This is a genomic window from Methanolinea sp., assembly GCA_016699325.1.
Lineage (GTDB): Archaea > Halobacteriota > Methanomicrobia > Methanomicrobiales > Methanospirillaceae > UBA9949.
Genome location: CP064971.1, coordinates 923770 through 940548, shown reverse-complemented (window position 1 = coordinate 940548; position 16779 = coordinate 923770). Strand labels below are relative to the sequence as shown.

Below are 16779 nucleotides of genomic sequence, written 5' to 3'. Positions count from 1 at the left end.
AGAGGTGCCTGTTTCCGGAGCCTGTGGTACATGGGAAAAGGGAAAAAGAAAGAGATCAAATTTTCTTGAAACACAGGTACCAGTCTTTGCACTCGTAGCCTTCGGTGAGACGCTTATCCATCTCAGCCTTGTTCTTGGGTGACGGAACGACCACCTTGTCTCCCGGCTGCCAGTCTGCAGGTGTTGCGACATTGTACTTGTCGGTGGTCTGGAGCGCCTTGACCAGCCTGATAATCTCAGGGATGTACCGGCCATTCTGCATCGGGTAGTAGAGCATTGCGCGGAGGATACCCTTGTCATCGATGAAGAAGACCGTCCTGATGGTTGACGTCGAGCTCTGGCCGGGGTGGAGCATTCCGAACTTCGTTGCCACCTTCATATCGAGATCGGCGATGATGGGGAAGGGGATGTCGACGCCCATCTTCTCTTTGACGTTCTTGATCCATGCCAGGTGAGAGTGGACACTGTCGATGGAGAGTCCTAACAGCATCACGTTCATGTTCTTTAGCTCATCTGCAACACCGGCAAATGCCATGAACTCGGTCGTGCATACCGGCGTGAAGTCAGCTGGGTGGGAAAAGAGGATGATCCATTTCCCTTTAAGGTCTGAGAGCTTGATGATTCCACTGGTCGTGAGGGCCTCGAAGTCCGGGGCAGGCTCGCCGATGATTGGCATGGAACCATAATCACCTATACACATTTCTTCCTCACTCCCTCATCAGCTCGTCCAGCTGTGCCTTACCATAAACATAGGCTGGCATACCGGCAAGCAGGAATGCTACCCGCAGGGCTTCCTCCACTTCGGCCTTGGTGACGCCAAGCTTCTCGGCTCCTTCCAGCTGCGCGCGTGTCGCATGCTGATCCCGGAGCGATGCCGCGATTGCAACCGCGATGAGCTTCTTGGTCTGGCGGGTGAGTACCCCGTCGTCCCAGATATGCCCCTCGAGTTTCATCACCATCTCGTACATCTTCGGGTCTTTTACCGTGAGTTCTTTAAAGAACTTGGGCACCTTCCCGATCATCTGTTCAAGATCCTTCATCTCGGTTTTTGTTACCATAATAAATCACCGTTATCTCAGCTTCATCGGCTCGCCGCAACAGATAAGTTCACCGCCTCCGGCGACCTTGACCTCCACGACATTCCCGCAGATCTCACATTCATACACTTCTCCTACTTTTGATACATTTACCACACTTAACACCTCCTGTGAGAGATAATCTGGCTCCCCCTTAAAAATAACCTTGCAGGCATCCTGCATGGAAATACTGGTGGGACGGTATCAGGACAGCGGATATCCCGTTCCCGCACCCTCGCTCATAAAAATTAGAAGGATATTACAGGTTGCTCTTCCCACGCTTCGGTGGATGCATTACATCCTCAGGCGTCTTGATATCCGGGCGGATATGGGTCATGGGGAAGCACTGGTACTGTTCACACGCACACTGCGGGCACTTCCTGAGATCCTGCTCAACCGCATCAAGCACCAGTTCCTTTCCGCAGTCAAGGCAGACGTACTTCCCAGGACCTACCTTCTGGCCGGCTTTCGCTTTCTCGGGCAGTTTTATCACCGGATCCAATTATGGGTGCGGACATTATATATCACTTTTGTTTCTTTCAAAATACGGGGTAAAATCGAAAATAAAGGGTAATTCAGTCCGAATCCGACATGGGTGAAGAGCTGCAAAACTATATGCACGTCCCGGCGGAAACCATTCAGGCATGGGTGCAAAGATTATCGCCCTCCTCGGCAGCCCGCGACTGTCGGGAAATACAGCAAAGTTGCTGGAGGAGGCGATCCGGGGTGCGGTCGATGCCGGATGCGAAGTCGAAAAGATTGAGGTAACGACGCTCGAGTTCCGCGCCTGCCGGGAAATCTTCTACTGCAGGGAGCATGAAGCATGTGCCATGAAGGACGATATGACAGAAATATACGGGAAATTCCGGGATATTGACGGGGTAATCCTTGCAACACCGGTCATGACCATGGGAATACCCGGACATCTGAAGTCCTTCATGGACCGGTTCCAGGTCTACTTCATGGCAAAATATATGAGGGGAAGACCGATGGTCACCGAAGCCAAGCGAAAATCCCGTCTCGGCCTGTATCTTGGAATTGCCGGAATGAACGTACCTTACGTCTTTGACGGGGCAAAGCTTACGGTCAAAGCCTTTTTCCAGATCATCGATGTCAGCTACTGGGAAGACCTGCTCATCAGGGATATGGACACTATTCAGGACCTGTGTACCCGGCCGGAACTTCTGGAGGAAGCATATCGGAAGGGAAACGAGATGGGGCGAATTCTTCAGGCAGGCGTTACATGAGGCCCTGCTCTTTCATAGAGAGCCAGCCGGTGTCACAGATGATAAGGTGATCGAGAAGGCGGATGCCAAGCAGAGTCCCGGCCTCAGCGAGTTGACGGGTGATGGCAAGATCCTGGCTGCTCGGCTCAAGTGTCCCTGATGGGTGATTGTGGACGCAGATAATGGCTGCTGCCCGGTCGGTGATGGCATCCGCAAAGACCTCCCGCGGATGGACCAGGCTGTGGTTGAGGAGCCCGACGGTGATGGTCCGGACGGCCAGGACTTCATGTGCTCCGGAGAGCGTGATGCAGATAAAATGTTCCTGCTTCTTCCCCGACAGGAATGCAACGTGGGGAAGGATATCAACGGGAGCAGATATCTTTTTCCTGGATGACTGCTCCGGTGAGAACAACCGCCGCCCCAGTTCGAGGGCAGCGAGGATCTGGGACGCTTTAGCAGGTCCTACACCGTTGATGCGCGAGAGAGTCTGGAAACACACGGCAGTCGGACCTTCCTCGACCATACCGGCAATTTCCTTTGAAAGGCTCCTTACATCATATCCTGGTCCCCCGCTCCCGAGGATGGCAGCCACCAACTCCTGGTTGGAGAGACTGCCCGGCCCCCTCGTCCGTATCTTTTCTCTTGGCCGATCATGTGAACAAATCTCCCGCATCGGTTTCATCAACTCTCATCCCACGCCAATATCCGGAATGTCAGGTTCTTTTCCAGAAAAGAGTTGCTATTTGCTCTTGTAAAAACAGACGGCGAAGGAACGCACTATCTTTCGTGGAAGCACCCTCTATGCATGAGCACTCCCCCTCAAGAAGAAAATCGTTGAAAACCAGGCAAAAATTACCAGAACCTTATGGGGTAAAACCCGGAGAAAAAGTTAGTACCGGGGACGCCTGTGCTTGGGCAGGCACTCCCGGCAGTACACCGGCCTTCCCTCGGTTGGTTTGAACGGTACCTCGCATTCCTTTCCACAGTCTGAACATATGACTTTTGTCATTTCCCGGGGCGGCCTGTCTCTCGGACCACCATAATTCGACTTATACATGGTTCTTTCTCGAACAGTTTGATTAGAACTGTATCATATACTGGACGATGTGAGGTTAAAAAGCTCTCCATCGCATCACACCTCATCCCGCCGAAAACCTTGTTAATCCCGTTGCGAACCGGGTGAATCGCAGGGGGCGCAAATGGGATTCCTGGGGGAGGTTTGCGTGTCCTGGACAGGATGACCCGAAGAATATATTGATATGATAATTCTTCCAGATGTTCGTTCATGGCAACAAGAGAAAATGCACTGGAGGCGTTTGCGGGGGAATCCCAGGCAAACCGGAAATATCTGGCGTTTGCAGAGAAAGCAGAATCCGACGGTTACCTGAATATCGCCAGGCTTTTTAGGGCTGCATCGGAGGCCGAGGCCATTCATGCCCGCAAACTCATGAAAGCGCTGGGAATGATTGGCTCCACGAAGGAGAACCTGGAAAAAGCCGTCGCCGATGAAACCCATGAGTATACCGAGATGTATCCTGCCTTTGTAAGAGAAGCAGAGTCAGAAAAACAGAGCGATGCACTCCTGGCATTCCGGTATGCCCTTCAGACAGAGGAAGTCCATGCCGGGCTCTACAAGGAAGCGCTTAAATCCCTGAATGCCGGGCAGGACATGTCCAACCGGACGGTCTGGCTCTGCCCGGTATGCGGAAATATCTTTCTTGGCAAGGCTCCTGATAAATGCCCGGTTTGTAACGTGTTTAAAAAAATATTCCGGGAGATCTCCTGAATTTTCAACTCTTTAGAAAATCCTAAACGACAAGGGGTGTAACGACGACCATGAGATGCAGCGTCTCCATAATTCGATGTCTCGTCAATGAAGCAGACAAATAAGAGATCAGCGAGCAACAAACACTTACAATTTTCCTCACCCATGGTTTTCTACAGAGCAGAATTGCCTCTTTTTTTTAACCATCCTTTTTGCAGGGGAGACTTTTTCCAGGGGAGATTTATCCGTCTCTCCACGGAACGGTCGGATCCTGCACAGGGCCGGAAAGGCACGCCAGTAAATTGTATACCGGGTCTCCAGCCAGTCCATCACTTTTATTACAATTTCAGTTCTAGTTCAGGGATGAATGCCGAGGGTCACCGTATATTCCACGAAGAATTGCCCCTATTGCCGGATGGTCAAGGCCTTCCTCGAACGGCAGGGAGTCGATTACACGTCTATCGACGTCGGGGCAGATAAGGAGCAGGCAAAGAAGATGGTCGAGATCTCCGGCCAGTACGGGGTTCCCGTTGTCACTGTGGATGGAGAGGTAATCGTTGGCTTTGACGCGCAGCGGTTGAACGAGCTGTTCGGCGAAGAGAAGGTCCCAGAGCTGTATGACGTGCTTATCATCGGAGCAGGACCGGCCGGTCTCACCGCAGGGGTCTACTGCGCCCGGAAGCTGCTGAAGACCCTGGTCATCAGCGAGAATATCGGGGGGCAGGCCGTTGAGTCATGGTCGATTGAAAACTACATGGGCTTTCCAAAAATCACCGGCGACGATCTGATGAGGAAATTTGAGGAGCAGGTACGTTCCCAGGACATCAGGCTCGAGATTGACAAGGCACTCATCCTTGACCGGAGCGGCAACGAATTCAAGGTCAATACCGCGACCGGCTCGTCCTACCGGGCACGGTCGGTGATACTCGCCCAGGGGAAACACCCCAAGACCCTGGGAATCGAAGGCGAGGACCGGTACTGGGGACGCGGGCTCTCGGTCTGTTCGACCTGTGACGGTCCGATCTTCAGGAACAAGGTGGTGGCCATCGTAGGAGGTGGCAATTCAGCCCTCCAGACCGCAATCGAGATGAGCGGTATCGCACGAGAAGTGCATCTCATCGTCAGAAGCAGGATCAAGGCGGATGAGGCCTACGTCAAACTCTACGCGAAGAAGAAGAACATCATTACCCATACCAATGCCATCATCTCGGCCCTCCGGGGGACCGATATGCTCTCCGCCATCATAATCCGGGACAGGGACAGCGGGAAAGAGACCGAGATCGCCGTTGACGGCATTTTCCTTGAAATCGGATGGATCCCGAATACCTCATTCGTGGAAGGGCTGGTTGCGATGAATGATCAGAAGGAGATCGAGGTCGACATCAACTGCCACACCAGTGTCCCCGGCATCTTTGCTGCCGGCGATGTGACCAATATCATGACCAAACAGATCATTACCGCGGCAGGGGAGGGGGCGAAGGCGGCCCTTTCGGCATACGAGTTCCTGATGCGGTGATTCATTCATTCCTCTTTCCTGAAGAGGACTATCCGGTTGGTGTTGGTCCCTGAGTCGTTGTTTTCGACACCCCAGATATGGGACGTTTTTGTAAACGTTTGCTGGTTTACCATGATGGCCAGGGGGCGAAACCCGGCATCATCCCCGATTGGAACGATATGCTCATCGAGCCTGATTCGTCCTTTCCGGACTTCCCCAACTTCAAAGGCAACATATCCCCCCGGGGCGGTAACGCGGTAGAGTTCCCTGAAGGTCCCTGCCATGACCCTGCACCATTCGTGAAGCGACCGTGTAACCGTCAGCTTCCGCTCGACTTCCCGTTCATCAATCCCGTTGAACCAGCACCGGAGCCAGTTGTCCTTTGCATATTGAACGGTATCGAGAAACGGGGGGGAGGTTACAGTGAGCCGGACCGCATCCCTGGGAATGGCCGGGGTATCGCGGGAATCCCCGGTGAGAAACAGGCCTTCATCACCGGCTTTTTTCAGGGCAACCCGCTCCTGCTGGGTTATCCCCTTCAACAGCGAACGGGTCTTCCGGATGATGAGCTCCCGGACGTCCCTGAACGGTGGCACCTGGTTTCGCTTGCGGTTAATCTGTTCCTGGCGGGAGGGGGTGACAGCCTGGTTGGGAGGGAGGGTGTAGACCGAGAAGAAACCGCTGGAGTGACCGGTGAGACGGTTCGTGGCCACCATCCGGATCCAGGCATCAACATGATCCTCATCACCGGCTGCTTCACGTTCCAAGAGATAGGTTCGAAGCGAAATAAGCTGGGACTCGGTATCCCTGTGATAGAACATGGAGAGATCGATCCCGGCCCTGGCCCCCTGGAGCATCGGAATGGTGAACAGACGCTCCCTGACATCGGATTCAGAGGGGAGGTAGAACCGGGGGCGGGTTAGGATGCGGCAGAGGGGGTTTGAATCGTTGGCAATCACCTGTCTTGCCAGAAGACCCGCTTCAATGACCGTGGTCCCCCGGCCTGAAAAGGGATCATAGACCACGTCGCCAATTCCTGTTGTCCCGTTTATGAAAAACCGGGGGAGTTGCGGCTTGAAGCAAGCACGGTAGGATACTTCATGAAGCGGCGAGGCGTTCCGTTGCCGGGACGTCCAGAACTCAGCGGTCAGCCGTGGGATACTGATACCCCCGGTCTCCACCCGGTCGGTGCTGCAGGCGGCAGCCGATATCTGCGAGCCCAGGGAACTGTATCCTGACGCCATGTGTTTGAATCCACCCATCATTTATTTTCCGGGAACTATTAACCGAATCGGAAGGGAGCTATATCCGGTTGCATTATGCACCCTGCCGACAAACGCACCAGGAGATGCGTGAATTCTACCGGAAAATCGTTCATATGCTCTTTGGGCTGGGCATCGCAGCCCTCATTTTCGCAGCCCCCAAAGAACTGACCCTCGCTGTCCTGATGCTCGGCACCTTTACCGGAATTCTTTTTACCGATGCAATCCTCCGGGGATACCGTGTTCCGGTAATCTCGGGACTGGTAGATTCCCTGGAGCGGCGGGGCGCATTGCCTGGAAGAGGAGCACTCACTTTTGCCGTGAGCTCCCTGTTCTGCGTCATCTTCTTTGATAAATCAGCCGTTGTTCCGGCAATCATCGCCCTGGCCGTGCTGGACGGCACAGCGACCATCATCGGCTTCTACTTCGGGCGGGCAAAGGTTGTCCATGGAAAGACCATTGAGGGCTCCCTGGCAGGTATAACCCTCTGCTTCATCGCCCTCCTTCCCTTCCTGCCAGCCATCACTGCAGCGCTGGTCTCTCTTGTCGCCGGTTTGGTGGAACTCTTTTCACCTCTCGATGACAACCTTCTCATCCCGGTCAGTGTCTGTATTCTCCTCACCGCTCTTGCAACCGTGTAAAAACGGTTACGACCAGTCTTCCCGGACTTTCCTTTTGTCTTTTTCCCGGTAGCCCTCGAGAAGGACAGTCGTGATATTCTTCACCGGCCGGTCGGTATGCTCCATTATATGGTACTCGCAGAACGGGCAGGAACTGATCACGATGTCTGCCCCCGTCTTCTCGATCTCCTTTCTCCGGTTCTCGGCCAGGGCTGCAGCCTCTTCAGGCACTCCTGACCGCACGCCGCCCCCCGAACCACAGCAGATGGATGGCATCTCAACAAGCTCAACGACCCGGCTGATCAGCTCCCTGGGCTCGGTCCGGATACCCTGCCCCCGCAAGAGATGGCATGGATCGTGGTAGGTTGCCTTCACCGGAAGCCGTGCGGGGGGCTCGATACCGAATTTCAATAGCACTTCGTTGATATCCATCACCCGGAAAGGGCATTGGTAATCATTCTTGAGCGTGGAACCGCACCCGGCGCACATGGTCATCACGACATCGATCCCCCGGCAGACGAAGGACTCGATGTTGCGGTGCTGGAGTGTTTCCAGGTACCCGATCTGACCTGTCCGTATCAGAGGAGATCCGCAGCAGATCTGTTCCTTTGGTATGATAACCCGGATTCCGTTTCGTCGGAGGACTTCCATAGCATCGAGGGCCGTTTGCGGGAGGCGCATGTTGTACATGCACCCGACGAAAAACCCGATCATGCCTTTCGCTTCCCCGTATGGTTCAAGAACCTCGGGGACCTGCTCGAGGAAGCTGATTCCAATCCTGTCCACGCTCCTTCCGGTCTCCCGAACCAGTTTTTCAACCGCCTGGTGACGGGGCAGCGTGAGCCCCTTCCTGTTGGCAAGCGCCCGCAGCTTCTCGATAGCCTTTCCTGGGATCTGGATATCTTTCGGACATACCTTCCAGCAGGCCTGGCAGGAAGTGCAGGTAAAAAGGCCTCTGGAGACCGCTTCAGTGACCCGGTCACGTGTATCGCGGGGATCGAGGGAGAGGCGCATATCCTCGCGCATGGCCGTGGGGCCGGCAAAATCGATCACCTTCAGGGCAGGACAGGCTGAGACGCAGGCCAGGCACTCGATGCAGCTCCGGAGCGGCTTGATGGCCTCGACTTCTTCCTGTGTCGGCATCCGGAACTCACTACCCGGTTCGAGCGAGGATATCGCCTCCAGGTAAGGTTCCATGTCCACCTCAAGGTCTTTCTGGATCGGGAGATCGAGCGGATCAATGGTCATACCGTCCCGTGCCTCTTCGGTGCATGCAAGCACCGGCTCGCCGTCCACCCTGACTGCACAGCTCCCGCACTGGCCGGATCCGCAGCAGTAACGGTACGAAAGCGTGGGGTCATGCTCATCATGGATAGCATGCAGGACGTGCAGCACCCGTGCCCCTTCGCGGACTTTAACCAGGTAGTGCTGGTAGTGAGGTTGTTCATCGGTTTCCGGGTCATACCGGAACACCCTGACCGAAATATCCTTCATGACTTCACCGCCGTTTCAATACCCTGCCGTGAAAGTGACTGGTAGGTATGGCCGTATGGGGAGTTTGGGCCATCCCATGCCTGGTTGATATCTGTCCGGACATGTGCCCCACGGGATTCCTTGCGGAGGAGTGCTCCGCGAACAACCAGGGTCGCACAGACGAGCATGTGCCGGGCAATGCAGCACCCTGCAAGATTCGCCGGTGTTGCCGCTTTCAGCCGGAGTGTTCCAAGGTGCCCGATAATCCCCAGTGTCTTTTCGAGATCGGCAGAATTCCTGAAGATACCGGCACCCTCCCACATCGCAGTCTGGAGTGAGCGTATCATTGTTGAGGGATACACGTCGCCGTGAAAAAAGGATTCTAGCTCTTTTCTGATCGCTTCGATCTGGACAGGGTCTGCTCTTTTCTCCCTTTTTTTCGCCTTACCCGCCGATTCGCCAGCCCGCCTCCCAAAGACCTGGGTATCGGCGAGAGCATTCCCGCCGAGCCGGTTTGCTCCGTGGACACCCCCGGTCACCTCTCCGCAGGCGTAGAGTCCCGGGACCGTGGTTTCACAACCGGCGGTGATTCGGAGGCCTCCCATGATATGGTGGGCTGTCGGCGCCACTTCCATCGGTTCTTCCCTGATGTCGACCCCGAACTGGAGGAACTGCTCGAGCATGACCGGGAGGCGGGTCTCAACCTGGCTCCGGGGAAGATGGGTAACATCGAGATACACCCCACCATTCCTTGTTCCCCGCCCCTCCATAATCTCAGTCGCGATGGCACGGGCAACGACGTCCCGTGTGGAGAGCTCCATCCGCTCAGGGTCGTACCTGCTCATGAACCGCTCACCACGAGCGTTCTTCAGGATACCGCCTTCACCGCGGACAGCTTCGGTTACCAGCCGCCCCCGTGCATCGTAGGGGAACACCGCACCGGTAGGATGGAACTGAACCTGCTCCATGTCGATCAGCTCACCCCCGGCAGCGAACCCGAGGGAGTAGCCGTCACCTGTACCGCTCGAAGAGTTGGTTGAGATATCGTAGATCTTAGTCCCCCCTCCCGTTGCAAGCACAACGCTATCGGCAAGGAAGATGGAGAGATTGCCCTTCTGGTCCAGGCCCGCAGCCCCGCTCACCCGCGCTCCGTCTTTCAGCAGCGAGATGATAGTCACCTCGTTGACCACCATTACACCGGTGTCGTGGAGGCGGTCGATGAGGGTCAGCATCATCTCGTGCCCTGTCCGGTCACCGGCATAGCAGGTCCGTGGAAAACGCTGTCCGCCAAAGGGCCGCTGGGCGACCTGGCAGCAGTCCGTGACGTCAAAGACAGCTCCCCACCTGAGGAGATCGCGGACCCGATCAGGAGCTTCCTTCACAAGAACCTGGACCAGCTCCGGGTCATTGAGCCATGCCCCTCCTTTCATGGTGTCGTCGAAATGGATTTCGCAGGAGTCCTGTTCCCGGAGGACTGCGTTGTAACCTCCCTCGGCCATGGTGGTACAGCCCCCCTTGCCGGCCAGCGTCTTCGATACCAGGAGGGTTTCCCCATATCCTGCTGCTTCAATCGCTGCACGGACGCCAGCCCCGCCACTCCCGATTACGAGGACATGTGCATCCTGGACATCATCGGAATGCATCTTATTATAACGTGGATCGTATAGGTACATAAAGATAGAGAACGCAGTTACAAAGAAAAACGTGACCCCGAATGAGATTTCTGATGAAATTTGGAGGAACTTCAGTTGCTGATGCCGATAGCCTCGGCAGAACAGTGGACATCGTCGAAGAGTATCACAGGGCCGGGCATGAGCTGGCTATCGTTGTTTCAGCCCAGCGGGGCGTCACCGACCAGCTTATCGCCATAGCACAGGAAATCGCGGACAGCCGGAGTTCTGCAACGATTGCGCCGCTCATAAGCTCGCTCCGTCTCCGCCACATGAAAGTCCTCTCGGAGGTCGCGGCCGACTGTGCAGGCGATGTCGGGAACCAGATCGAAGAACGCCTCTCTGACCTGGAAAACATCCTGAACGCCGTCCATAATCTCCGGGAGCTCACCCCCCGATCGATGGACTACATCATCACCTATGGAGAGCGCCTGAATTCCCTGGTGGTTTCTGCTGCTGTCAGGCAGAGGGGCATCCCATCCATGGTCCTGGACGGGTGCGAGGCGGGCATCCTGACCACATCGCAGCACGGGGAGGCCATGGCGCTCCCGGAGAGCGAGGGAAGGATCCGGAGCCGGGTGCAACCGTTGTTGACCGAGACGGTTCCGGTCGTGATGGGCTTCATGGGCTGCACCGAGCGAGGAATCGTCACGACACTCGGCCGGAGCGGTTCTGACTATTCTGCGGCGATTGTCGGTGCCGGGATCGATGCCGACGAGATCTGGATATGGACCGATGTTGACGGGATCATGACCTCTGATCCGCAGCTTATCCCGGACGCACGGGTGATTTCGACCATTTCATACCTCGAGGTCATGGAGCTTTCCTATTTCGGTGCGAAAGTGATGCACCCCCGTTCTATCGAACCGGCGATGAAGAAGAACATCGTGGTCCGGGTGAAAAATATCTTCAATCCGTCGCACCCGGGCACGACCATCGTTCGACATGAGAAGCGGGACAGCAGGGTGGTCAAGGCTCTCACCTATATTGACAAAGTCGCCCTGATCAACATCTGTGGTGCCCAGATGATCGGGCGGCCCGGGGTTGCAAAAGCTATCTTTTCGGCCCTCGCTGACAAGGAGGTCAACGTCATGATGATCTCTCAGGGTTCTTCAGAGGCAAACATCTCACTGATCGTGGATGAAAGCCAGGCCGGGGTTGCCATCGATTCCCTGTCGGGACTGGTCCGGCAGGGAATGATACGCGAGGCCACCGCCAACCGCGACGTCTGTGCAGTCGCTGTGGTAGGGGTTGGCATGGCCGGTGCCAAGGGGACGGGTGGACGTATCTTTACTGCGCTCGGCAATGCCGGGGTGAACGTCATGATGATCTCGCAGGGATCTTCTGAAGTGAATATATCCTTCGTTATCAGGCAGGAAGACGGTCCGAAAGCTGTACGGGTCCTCCACGACGAATTCAGGCTCTCCGAGGAGGACGATGCCTGAACCGTTCTCCTACCGGGAATCGGGTGTTGATATCTCCCGTGAGGCGGAAGGAATATCAGCCCTGGTCCGTGCGCTTACATTCCGACGGGTCGGGACGGTTACCATGATGGGGAGTGTCGGGCACTTTGCCGGCCTGATAGATTGCGGAACCCACGCCCTGGCACTTACCGTTGACGGAGTGGGGACCAAGATGCTTGTTGCAGACCGGATGCAGGAGTGGGGGACCATCGGCATCGACTGCATCGCAATGAACGTCAACGACCTCTATGTCATGAATATCGAACCGGTGGCCTTCGTCGATTATATTGCTGCCGAGGAGGTCTCGATCCCGAAGATGGAGCAGATCGGCAGAGGATTAAACGAGGGGGCCCGCCAGGCAAATATCGACATTGTCGGTGGCGAGACGGCAACCCTGAAAGGGATGGTCACCGGTCTCGACCTTGCCGGCGCCTGTCTTGGCATCCAGGAGAAGGATCGGATCATTACCGGGGAGGCTATCCGTCCCGGTGATCTCATTCTCGGGGTTCCCTCTTCAGGTATCCACAGCAACGGGCTCACGCTTGCGCGGCGTGTTGTCGATGCCATGGACGCGTGGGAGAAGCGGCTTTCCAACGGGAGGACACTCGGTCAGGAGCTGCTTGTACCGACCCGGATCTATGCGGAAGCACTCAGGGTGTGCAAGACGACCGCGGTCTCCGGTATGTGCCATGTGACCGGTGGCGGGCTGCTCAACTTTTCCCGCCTGACTAAGTATGGCTTCTCGATTGATTCTCCGTTGCCGGTCCCGGAAGTCTTCCGGTGGATCCAGGAAAACGGTGGCATTGACCGGGATGAGATGTACCGGACATTCAACATGGGAATGGGGTATGCCTTCATCGCGCCGGAAGAAAACCTCCCGGAGATCGTTGCAGAGGTTCCTGACGCAGCTGTCGTCGGGAGCATCACCCGCGATCCGGGTATCCGGCTCAATGGGATCCCCTTCTCCTGAATAACCCTCGTTCCTACTCTTCTCCCGGTTCCCCGGAAATCCTTTCAATCCGGAAGACCCGTGCATGGTCAGCAATGATCACACTGTTCCCTGAAAGATCCTCGATGACCAGGGTGACCGGGAGGCTGCCGCCCCTGACCTCGTTCAGGCGGTCTTTCATGAGGCAGGCCTGTTCCCGTTCTTCATCAGTATCGGCCCACGAGCAGAGATTGTCGAGCACAGCCTCTACCCGGTTCAGGACCCCCTCAACGTTTGAGACAAAACCTTCGCAGGCAGGACCTGGATCGATCCTGATCCCGAGCTCGGGAATGGAAATTGCGCCGGTCATGCTACGCACCACCCTGACGTTCATATCATCAGGCGATCCGAGGGGTAGTTCCCACCGGGACGGTTCTGCATTTTTTAGGAGTTGCGTGTCGATGAACCGCCATCCGCAGGTAGGGCATACCGCAGAAATAATCAGGAGCTCGGAAAAATAGGGGATGTTTTCGGTGTGATAAAGGTATTCTATCTCGGTATTGCAGAGAGGGCACGGTCCGGGAACAGTTGTCCGCACCTATTCGACCCCACCGATCTTATCCCGTGAGATCTTTACCGAGTTAGGGGTGATAATGACATAGTGCTGGTCACCGAGCCCGGCGATGTCTCCATTGACATCCCTGGCCACTTCTTTCAAGTCCTTCAGGACCCGTTCATACATGACCTTGTCCATTTTCAGACGTGAGATATCCACGATCACGATATTGGCGTTGTAGACCTCGTCCTTGATCCGCGGACTCTCTTTGATATCGCTGATTTGCGCGATCTTGACGAACATTGCCGGGGCCCCGATCTCGGCCTCCTCAAAGGCTTCAAGGTCAAGATCCATGTAGTCATCCTCAGTGGAGGGAGTCGACTTGCCCAGGAGCGAATCGAGAAATTTTACCATAGCAAAGTTGTCTATTGGTTTTTATTTAATAGTATCTCTTTTTTAAAAAATGGCCAGATTGGACAGGAAATTTTTAGGCGTACCTCCCTCCCTTCAGAACTCAAGGTTCCAGAGATCGTCGCCGATATAATGTATCGTTTTTACTACCTTTCCCGACGTTTTTGCCAGGAGTCCGGCCGAATCGAAGAGTGCAATTCCAACGGCAATTGGTTTCCCATGCCGCTCTTCAACGACCTGTACCGGCCTTTGGGCCTGGATATCGCTGGAAACAGTAACGGTCCCGGGACGCATGATATCGGCGCCGTTCACTACGAACGGAACCGCCCCGCTATCAACGACAACCCGTCGTTCGGGAAACGGGTGCTCGAGAAGCCCTTTCAGCGTGGGAAACACCCAGCCATCCCTTTCCATGAGATTGGGTTTCTTGTCGATGAGGTATAACACGGTTCCGGCGCTCGTCTCGAGCCGCTCCACCCTCTCGCTCCAAAAGAGCCCTGCTGATGCCCCGATCTCCTCTCCAAGCAATGCATAGAGGGCTGTTGCCTGCGACTTCCTGATACTGTGCCGCTTCTTCCCCGTTATTCTTGCCATGTCCTTATACCCGTTATTACCCGGTGATGAAAAAGCATTTCAGGATGTGTGGCATATCTCATGACGTGCAGACGGAAAGCCAGTGCGCCGGACGAGTTGATGCAGGGTCACTCGCCAAGGTTTAAGTATACTTCCCACGCACATTAATTACTCCAAAGTGATGGAAAACTGGGAATACGTATGACTAAGCGGCCGTTGGATATTTTGGATCAGGTGCTGAACCGGCAGCCAGTAATCGTCTCCCTCAAGGGCGGCAGGGAGCTTCGGGGCGTATTGCAGGGATATGACGTCCATATGAACCTTGTTTTGGACAGGGCTGAAGAGGTTGCCGAGGACGGTCAGGTGCGCGGTGTCGGAACGCTGATTGTCCGCGGTGACAATGTGATCTATATCTCTCCATCCGTGGAATGAGTTGTGCGAGAAGTGAATCGATATGTCAAAGGGCACTCCGTCAATGGGAAAACGGTCAGGCAAGACGCATATCGCCTGCAGGCGGTGCGGGAGTATCTCCTTCCACCTGCGGCACAGGGTATGTTCCGCCTGCGGGTTTGGTAGAAGCGCGAGGATACGGAACTATAAGTGGGTGAACAAGAGGCCAAAGATCCCCACCCACTAGTGATCGATCATGTGCGGAATCGTTGGCATCAGGGATGCTGGCGGTGTATCATTCTCACTTTATTTTGCGCTCTATGCCCTCCAGCACCGGGGGCAGGAGAGCGCCGGAATTTCAACCTTCGATGGAACCAGGCTCTATGAGCAGAAAGGCCAGGGCCTGGTCGCAGAAGTTTTCAACTCTGAGATATTGAACCGGCTGGAAGGTCCGGTCGGAATCGGGCACGTCCGGTATCCGACAACGGGTGCCAACCGGCCGGAGAATATACAGCCCTTCAATTTTGTTTACCGGAACCATTCCGTTTCCATCGCCCACAACGGCAGCCTGGTCAATAACCGCGAACTCCGCGAGGAGTACGAATGCCAGGGCCAGATCTTCTGCACGACCACTGATACAGAGCTCATCGCAAAGGTCATCACCGGAGAATTGAGCAATTCCGGTTGTGTCGAGGATGCGGTCCATCGCTGCATGCGCCTCCTGCGGGGATCGTTTTCGGTGGTCATGATTTTTGACGGTGTGCTCTACGGGTTCCGCGATCCCCTGGGACTCAAGCCGATGTGTATTGGGAAGACTTCTCAGGGTTTTATCATTGCCTCGGAGAGCGTTGCCATCGATGCCCTTGGCGGCACCATGCTCAGGGATGTGCACCCCGGCGAACTGGTATGCATTGACGAGAGCGGGATGCGTACCATGCAGATTGCCGTCGCCGAAAGGAAAGCTTACTGTATCTTTGAATATGTCTATTTCGCGCGGGCGGATGCGGTGATGGACGGTGCGCTGGTCTATGATGTCCGACGAAAGATCGGGGCGAAACTCTCCGAAGAATCTCCGGTGAAGGCCGATTCGGTATGCCCGGTACCCGATTCCGGGACGTCGTATGCGATCGGGTATTCCCAGCAGTCAAAGATCCCGTTTGTGGAGAGCCTGATGAAAAACAGGTACATGGGCCGGACATTCATCATGCCATCCCAGGAAGAACGGGAAAATGCGGTCCGGATCAAGCTGAACCCCATACGGGAGCACCTCAAGGAAAAATCGGTAGTCCTGGTGGATGACAGCATTGTCAGGGGAACCACATCCCGCCGTATCATAGGGATTATCCGGGATGCGGGGGCAAATGAGGTTCACGTGCGGATTGGATCTCCAGCCATCAAGTCTCCCTGTTATCTCGGGGTGGATATGCCGACCCGGGAAGAGCTGATCGCCAGTGAACGGGAGGAGGAAGAGGTGCGAAAACGTATCACCGCAAGCAGTCTCCACCACATATCCCTGGATGCCCTGGTCGAAGCCATCGGCATTCCCCAGAGGGACCTCTGTACAGGGTGCCTTACCGGATGCTATCCGGTCCCCATTCCCGGCGAAGAATCACACTTAGCCGGGATCGATTTCCTGAGCGGAACCTACCAGACCAAGCTTGAGCGATTTGGAGAGAAAGATAGCGTTTCGCAAGAAAAAGATAGCGAGGGATGGATTTGAACCATCGATCTACGGGTTATGAGCCCGTCGGGATATCCTGACTACCCCACCTCGCTGTTCAGGAGTATAATAATAGAATATTGCGGGAGATATAGTTTACTCTCGTTCCGGAATCAGGGCAGCCATTAAGTGACCGGAATTCATATTATAG

At 55.3% G+C, this 16779-nt stretch carries 21 protein-coding genes and 1 tRNA gene; 9 read left to right on the top strand and 13 right to left on the bottom strand.

The genetic code is table 11. The annotated features are described in order from the left end of the window. Positions 1-55: 55 nt before the first annotated feature. From IPI71_05035 to IPI71_05020, 4 genes are all read right to left on the bottom strand, one after another. Positions 56-700 carry a peroxiredoxin gene (locus IPI71_05035; GenBank protein QQR71849.1) on the bottom strand — a complete coding sequence of 215 codons (645 nt, stop codon included), beginning with the start codon at positions 698-700 and terminating at the stop codon, positions 56-58. A gap of 7 nt (positions 701-707) precedes the next feature. Continuing rightward, complete coding sequence (locus IPI71_05030; protein QQR71948.1) at positions 708-1040, bottom strand: carboxymuconolactone decarboxylase family protein; 333 nt, start codon at positions 1038-1040, stop codon at positions 708-710. Positions 1041-1070: 30 nt separating this feature from the next. Then, positions 1071-1193, bottom strand: coding sequence for a desulfoferrodoxin FeS4 iron-binding domain-containing protein (locus IPI71_05025; GenBank protein ID QQR71947.1), 123 nt, complete (start codon positions 1191-1193; stop codon positions 1071-1073). 142 nt (positions 1194-1335) lie between these two features. Then, the gene (locus IPI71_05020; GenBank protein QQR71848.1) at positions 1336-1569 is read right to left on the bottom strand and encodes a hypothetical protein; all 234 of its coding nucleotides are present in this window, start codon (positions 1567-1569) and stop codon (positions 1336-1338) included. A gap of 151 nt (positions 1570-1720) precedes the next feature. Between IPI71_05020 and IPI71_05015 the strand changes: the two genes are divergently transcribed. Beyond that, a complete protein-coding gene (locus tag IPI71_05015) occupies positions 1721-2323 on the top strand; it encodes a flavodoxin family protein (protein ID QQR71847.1) in 603 nt (200 codons plus the stop codon). Here IPI71_05015 and radC read toward each other — a convergent pair. Further along, positions 2316-2984 carry a DNA repair protein RadC gene (gene radC, locus IPI71_05010; GenBank protein QQR71846.1) on the bottom strand — a complete coding sequence of 223 codons (669 nt, stop codon included), beginning with the start codon at positions 2982-2984 and terminating at the stop codon, positions 2316-2318. The two genes, IPI71_05015 and radC, sit on opposite strands and share 8 nt — an antisense overlap. A gap of 207 nt (positions 2985-3191) precedes the next feature. Next, on the bottom strand, positions 3192-3359 hold the full coding sequence (locus tag IPI71_05005; protein QQR71845.1) for a DNA-directed RNA polymerase: 168 nt from the start codon (positions 3357-3359) through the stop codon (positions 3192-3194). Between the two features lie 228 nt (positions 3360-3587). Here IPI71_05005 and IPI71_05000 point away from each other — a divergent pair, with 228 nt between their 5' ends. Beyond that, positions 3588-4088, top strand: a complete 501-nt coding sequence (locus tag IPI71_05000) for a rubrerythrin family protein (protein ID QQR71844.1) — start codon at positions 3588-3590, stop codon at positions 4086-4088. A gap of 346 nt (positions 4089-4434) precedes the next feature. Beyond that, the gene (locus tag IPI71_04995) at positions 4435-5583 is read left to right on the top strand and encodes an FAD-dependent oxidoreductase (protein QQR71843.1); all 1149 of its coding nucleotides are present in this window, start codon (positions 4435-4437) and stop codon (positions 5581-5583) included. Between the two features lie 5 nt (positions 5584-5588). Here IPI71_04995 and IPI71_04990 read toward each other — a convergent pair whose 3' ends face one another. Further along, the gene (locus IPI71_04990) at positions 5589-6827 is read right to left on the bottom strand and encodes a site-specific DNA-methyltransferase (protein QQR71842.1); all 1239 of its coding nucleotides are present in this window, start codon (positions 6825-6827) and stop codon (positions 5589-5591) included. 83 nt (positions 6828-6910) lie between these two features. On the opposite strand from IPI71_04990, the gene IPI71_04985 reads away from it, so the two are divergent. Then, the gene (locus IPI71_04985) at positions 6911-7465 is read left to right on the top strand and encodes a hypothetical protein (GenBank protein QQR71841.1); all 555 of its coding nucleotides are present in this window, start codon (positions 6911-6913) and stop codon (positions 7463-7465) included. 6 nt (positions 7466-7471) lie between these two features. On the opposite strand, the gene IPI71_04980 is transcribed toward IPI71_04985, so the two are convergent. After that, the gene (locus IPI71_04980) at positions 7472-8938 is read right to left on the bottom strand and encodes a succinate dehydrogenase/fumarate reductase iron-sulfur subunit (GenBank protein QQR71840.1); all 1467 of its coding nucleotides are present in this window, start codon (positions 8936-8938) and stop codon (positions 7472-7474) included. After that, positions 8935-10560 carry a fumarate reductase subunit A gene (locus tag IPI71_04975; GenBank protein ID QQR71839.1) on the bottom strand — a complete coding sequence of 542 codons (1626 nt, stop codon included), beginning with the start codon at positions 10558-10560 and terminating at the stop codon, positions 8935-8937. Before IPI71_04975 ends, IPI71_04980 begins: the two co-directional genes overlap by 4 nt. A gap of 83 nt (positions 10561-10643) precedes the next feature. Between IPI71_04975 and IPI71_04970 the strand changes: the two genes are divergently transcribed. Then, entirely contained in the window at positions 10644-12032 is a 1389-nt protein-coding gene (locus IPI71_04970) for an aspartate kinase (protein ID QQR71838.1), read from the top strand. Next, positions 12025-13020: a phosphoribosylformylglycinamidine cyclo-ligase gene (locus IPI71_04965; GenBank protein ID QQR71837.1), complete on the top strand. Its 996-nt coding sequence runs from the start codon at positions 12025-12027 to the stop codon at positions 13018-13020. The genes IPI71_04970 and IPI71_04965 overlap by 8 nt, the downstream gene beginning before the upstream one ends. Positions 13021-13033: 13 nt before the next feature. On the opposite strand, the gene IPI71_04960 is transcribed toward IPI71_04965, so the two are convergent. The 3 genes from IPI71_04960 to IPI71_04950 all read right to left on the bottom strand — a co-directional run bounded on the left by IPI71_04960 (position 13034) and on the right by IPI71_04950 (position 14539). Continuing rightward, a complete protein-coding gene (locus tag IPI71_04960) occupies positions 13034-13576 on the bottom strand; it encodes a ZPR1 zinc finger domain-containing protein (protein ID QQR71836.1) in 543 nt (180 codons plus the stop codon). Beyond that, positions 13577-13948: a cell division protein SepF gene (gene sepF, locus IPI71_04955; GenBank protein QQR71835.1), complete on the bottom strand. Its 372-nt coding sequence runs from the start codon at positions 13946-13948 to the stop codon at positions 13577-13579. It lies immediately after the preceding gene. Between the two features lie 93 nt (positions 13949-14041). Further along, entirely contained in the window at positions 14042-14539 is a 498-nt protein-coding gene (locus tag IPI71_04950) for an RNA-binding protein (protein ID QQR71834.1), read from the bottom strand. A 180-nt stretch (positions 14540-14719) separates the two neighbouring features. On the opposite strand from IPI71_04950, the gene IPI71_04945 reads away from it, so the two are divergent. From IPI71_04945 to purF, 3 genes are read left to right on the top strand one after another with little or no spacing between them, the layout of a single operon-like run. Beyond that, positions 14720-14950 carry an RNA-binding protein gene (locus tag IPI71_04945; GenBank protein ID QQR71833.1) on the top strand — a complete coding sequence of 77 codons (231 nt, stop codon included), beginning with the start codon at positions 14720-14722 and terminating at the stop codon, positions 14948-14950. A gap of 22 nt (positions 14951-14972) precedes the next feature. After that, positions 14973-15155, top strand: coding sequence for a 50S ribosomal protein L37e (locus IPI71_04940; protein ID QQR71832.1), 183 nt, complete (start codon positions 14973-14975; stop codon positions 15153-15155). A 9-nt stretch (positions 15156-15164) separates the two neighbouring features. Then, positions 15165-16628, top strand: a complete 1464-nt coding sequence (purF, locus tag IPI71_04935; GenBank protein QQR71831.1) for an amidophosphoribosyltransferase — start codon at positions 15165-15167, stop codon at positions 16626-16628. On the opposite strand, the gene IPI71_04930 is transcribed toward purF, so the two are convergent. Then, positions 16610-16684, bottom strand: a tRNA-Met gene (locus IPI71_04930). The two genes, purF and IPI71_04930, sit on opposite strands and share 19 nt — an antisense overlap. Between the last annotated feature and the right edge of the window lie 95 nt (positions 16685-16779).

Bases quoted from the DNA above. Each gene is read 5' to 3' on its own strand.
- IPI71_05035 (QQR71849.1), bottom strand. From the start codon at position 700: ATGTGTATAGGTGATTATGGTTCCATGCCAATCATCGGCGAGCCTGCC.
- IPI71_05030 (QQR71948.1), bottom strand. From the start codon at position 1,040: ATGAAGGATCTTGAACAGATGATCGGGAAGGTGCCCAAGTTCTTTAAA.
- IPI71_05015 (QQR71847.1), top strand. From the start codon at position 1,721: ATGGGTGCAAAGATTATCGCCCTCCTCGGCAGCCCGCGACTGTCGGGA.
- radC (QQR71846.1), bottom strand. From the start codon at position 2,984: ATGAAACCGATGCGGGAGATTTGTTCACATGATCGGCCAAGAGAAAAG.
- IPI71_05005 (QQR71845.1), bottom strand. From the start codon at position 3,359: ATGTATAAGTCGAATTATGGTGGTCCGAGAGACAGGCCGCCCCGGGAA.
- IPI71_05000 (QQR71844.1), top strand. From the start codon at position 3,588: ATGGCAACAAGAGAAAATGCACTGGAGGCGTTTGCGGGGGAATCCCAG.
- IPI71_04995 (QQR71843.1), top strand. From the start codon at position 4,435: ATGCCGAGGGTCACCGTATATTCCACGAAGAATTGCCCCTATTGCCGG.
- IPI71_04990 (QQR71842.1), bottom strand. From the start codon at position 6,827: ATGATGGGTGGATTCAAACACATGGCGTCAGGATACAGTTCCCTGGGC.
- IPI71_04985 (QQR71841.1), top strand. From the start codon at position 6,911: ATGCGTGAATTCTACCGGAAAATCGTTCATATGCTCTTTGGGCTGGGC.
- IPI71_04980 (QQR71840.1), bottom strand. From the start codon at position 8,938: ATGAAGGATATTTCGGTCAGGGTGTTCCGGTATGACCCGGAAACCGAT.
- IPI71_04975 (QQR71839.1), bottom strand. From the start codon at position 10,560: ATGCATTCCGATGATGTCCAGGATGCACATGTCCTCGTAATCGGGAGT.
- IPI71_04970 (QQR71838.1), top strand. From the start codon at position 10,644: ATGAAATTTGGAGGAACTTCAGTTGCTGATGCCGATAGCCTCGGCAGA.
- IPI71_04965 (QQR71837.1), top strand. From the start codon at position 12,025: ATGCCTGAACCGTTCTCCTACCGGGAATCGGGTGTTGATATCTCCCGT.
- sepF (QQR71835.1), bottom strand. From the start codon at position 13,948: ATGGTAAAATTTCTCGATTCGCTCCTGGGCAAGTCGACTCCCTCCACT.
- IPI71_04950 (QQR71834.1), bottom strand. From the start codon at position 14,539: ATGGCAAGAATAACGGGGAAGAAGCGGCACAGTATCAGGAAGTCGCAG.
- IPI71_04945 (QQR71833.1), top strand. From the start codon at position 14,720: ATGACTAAGCGGCCGTTGGATATTTTGGATCAGGTGCTGAACCGGCAG.
- IPI71_04940 (QQR71832.1), top strand. From the start codon at position 14,973: ATGTCAAAGGGCACTCCGTCAATGGGAAAACGGTCAGGCAAGACGCAT.
- purF (QQR71831.1), top strand. From the start codon at position 15,165: ATGTGCGGAATCGTTGGCATCAGGGATGCTGGCGGTGTATCATTCTCA.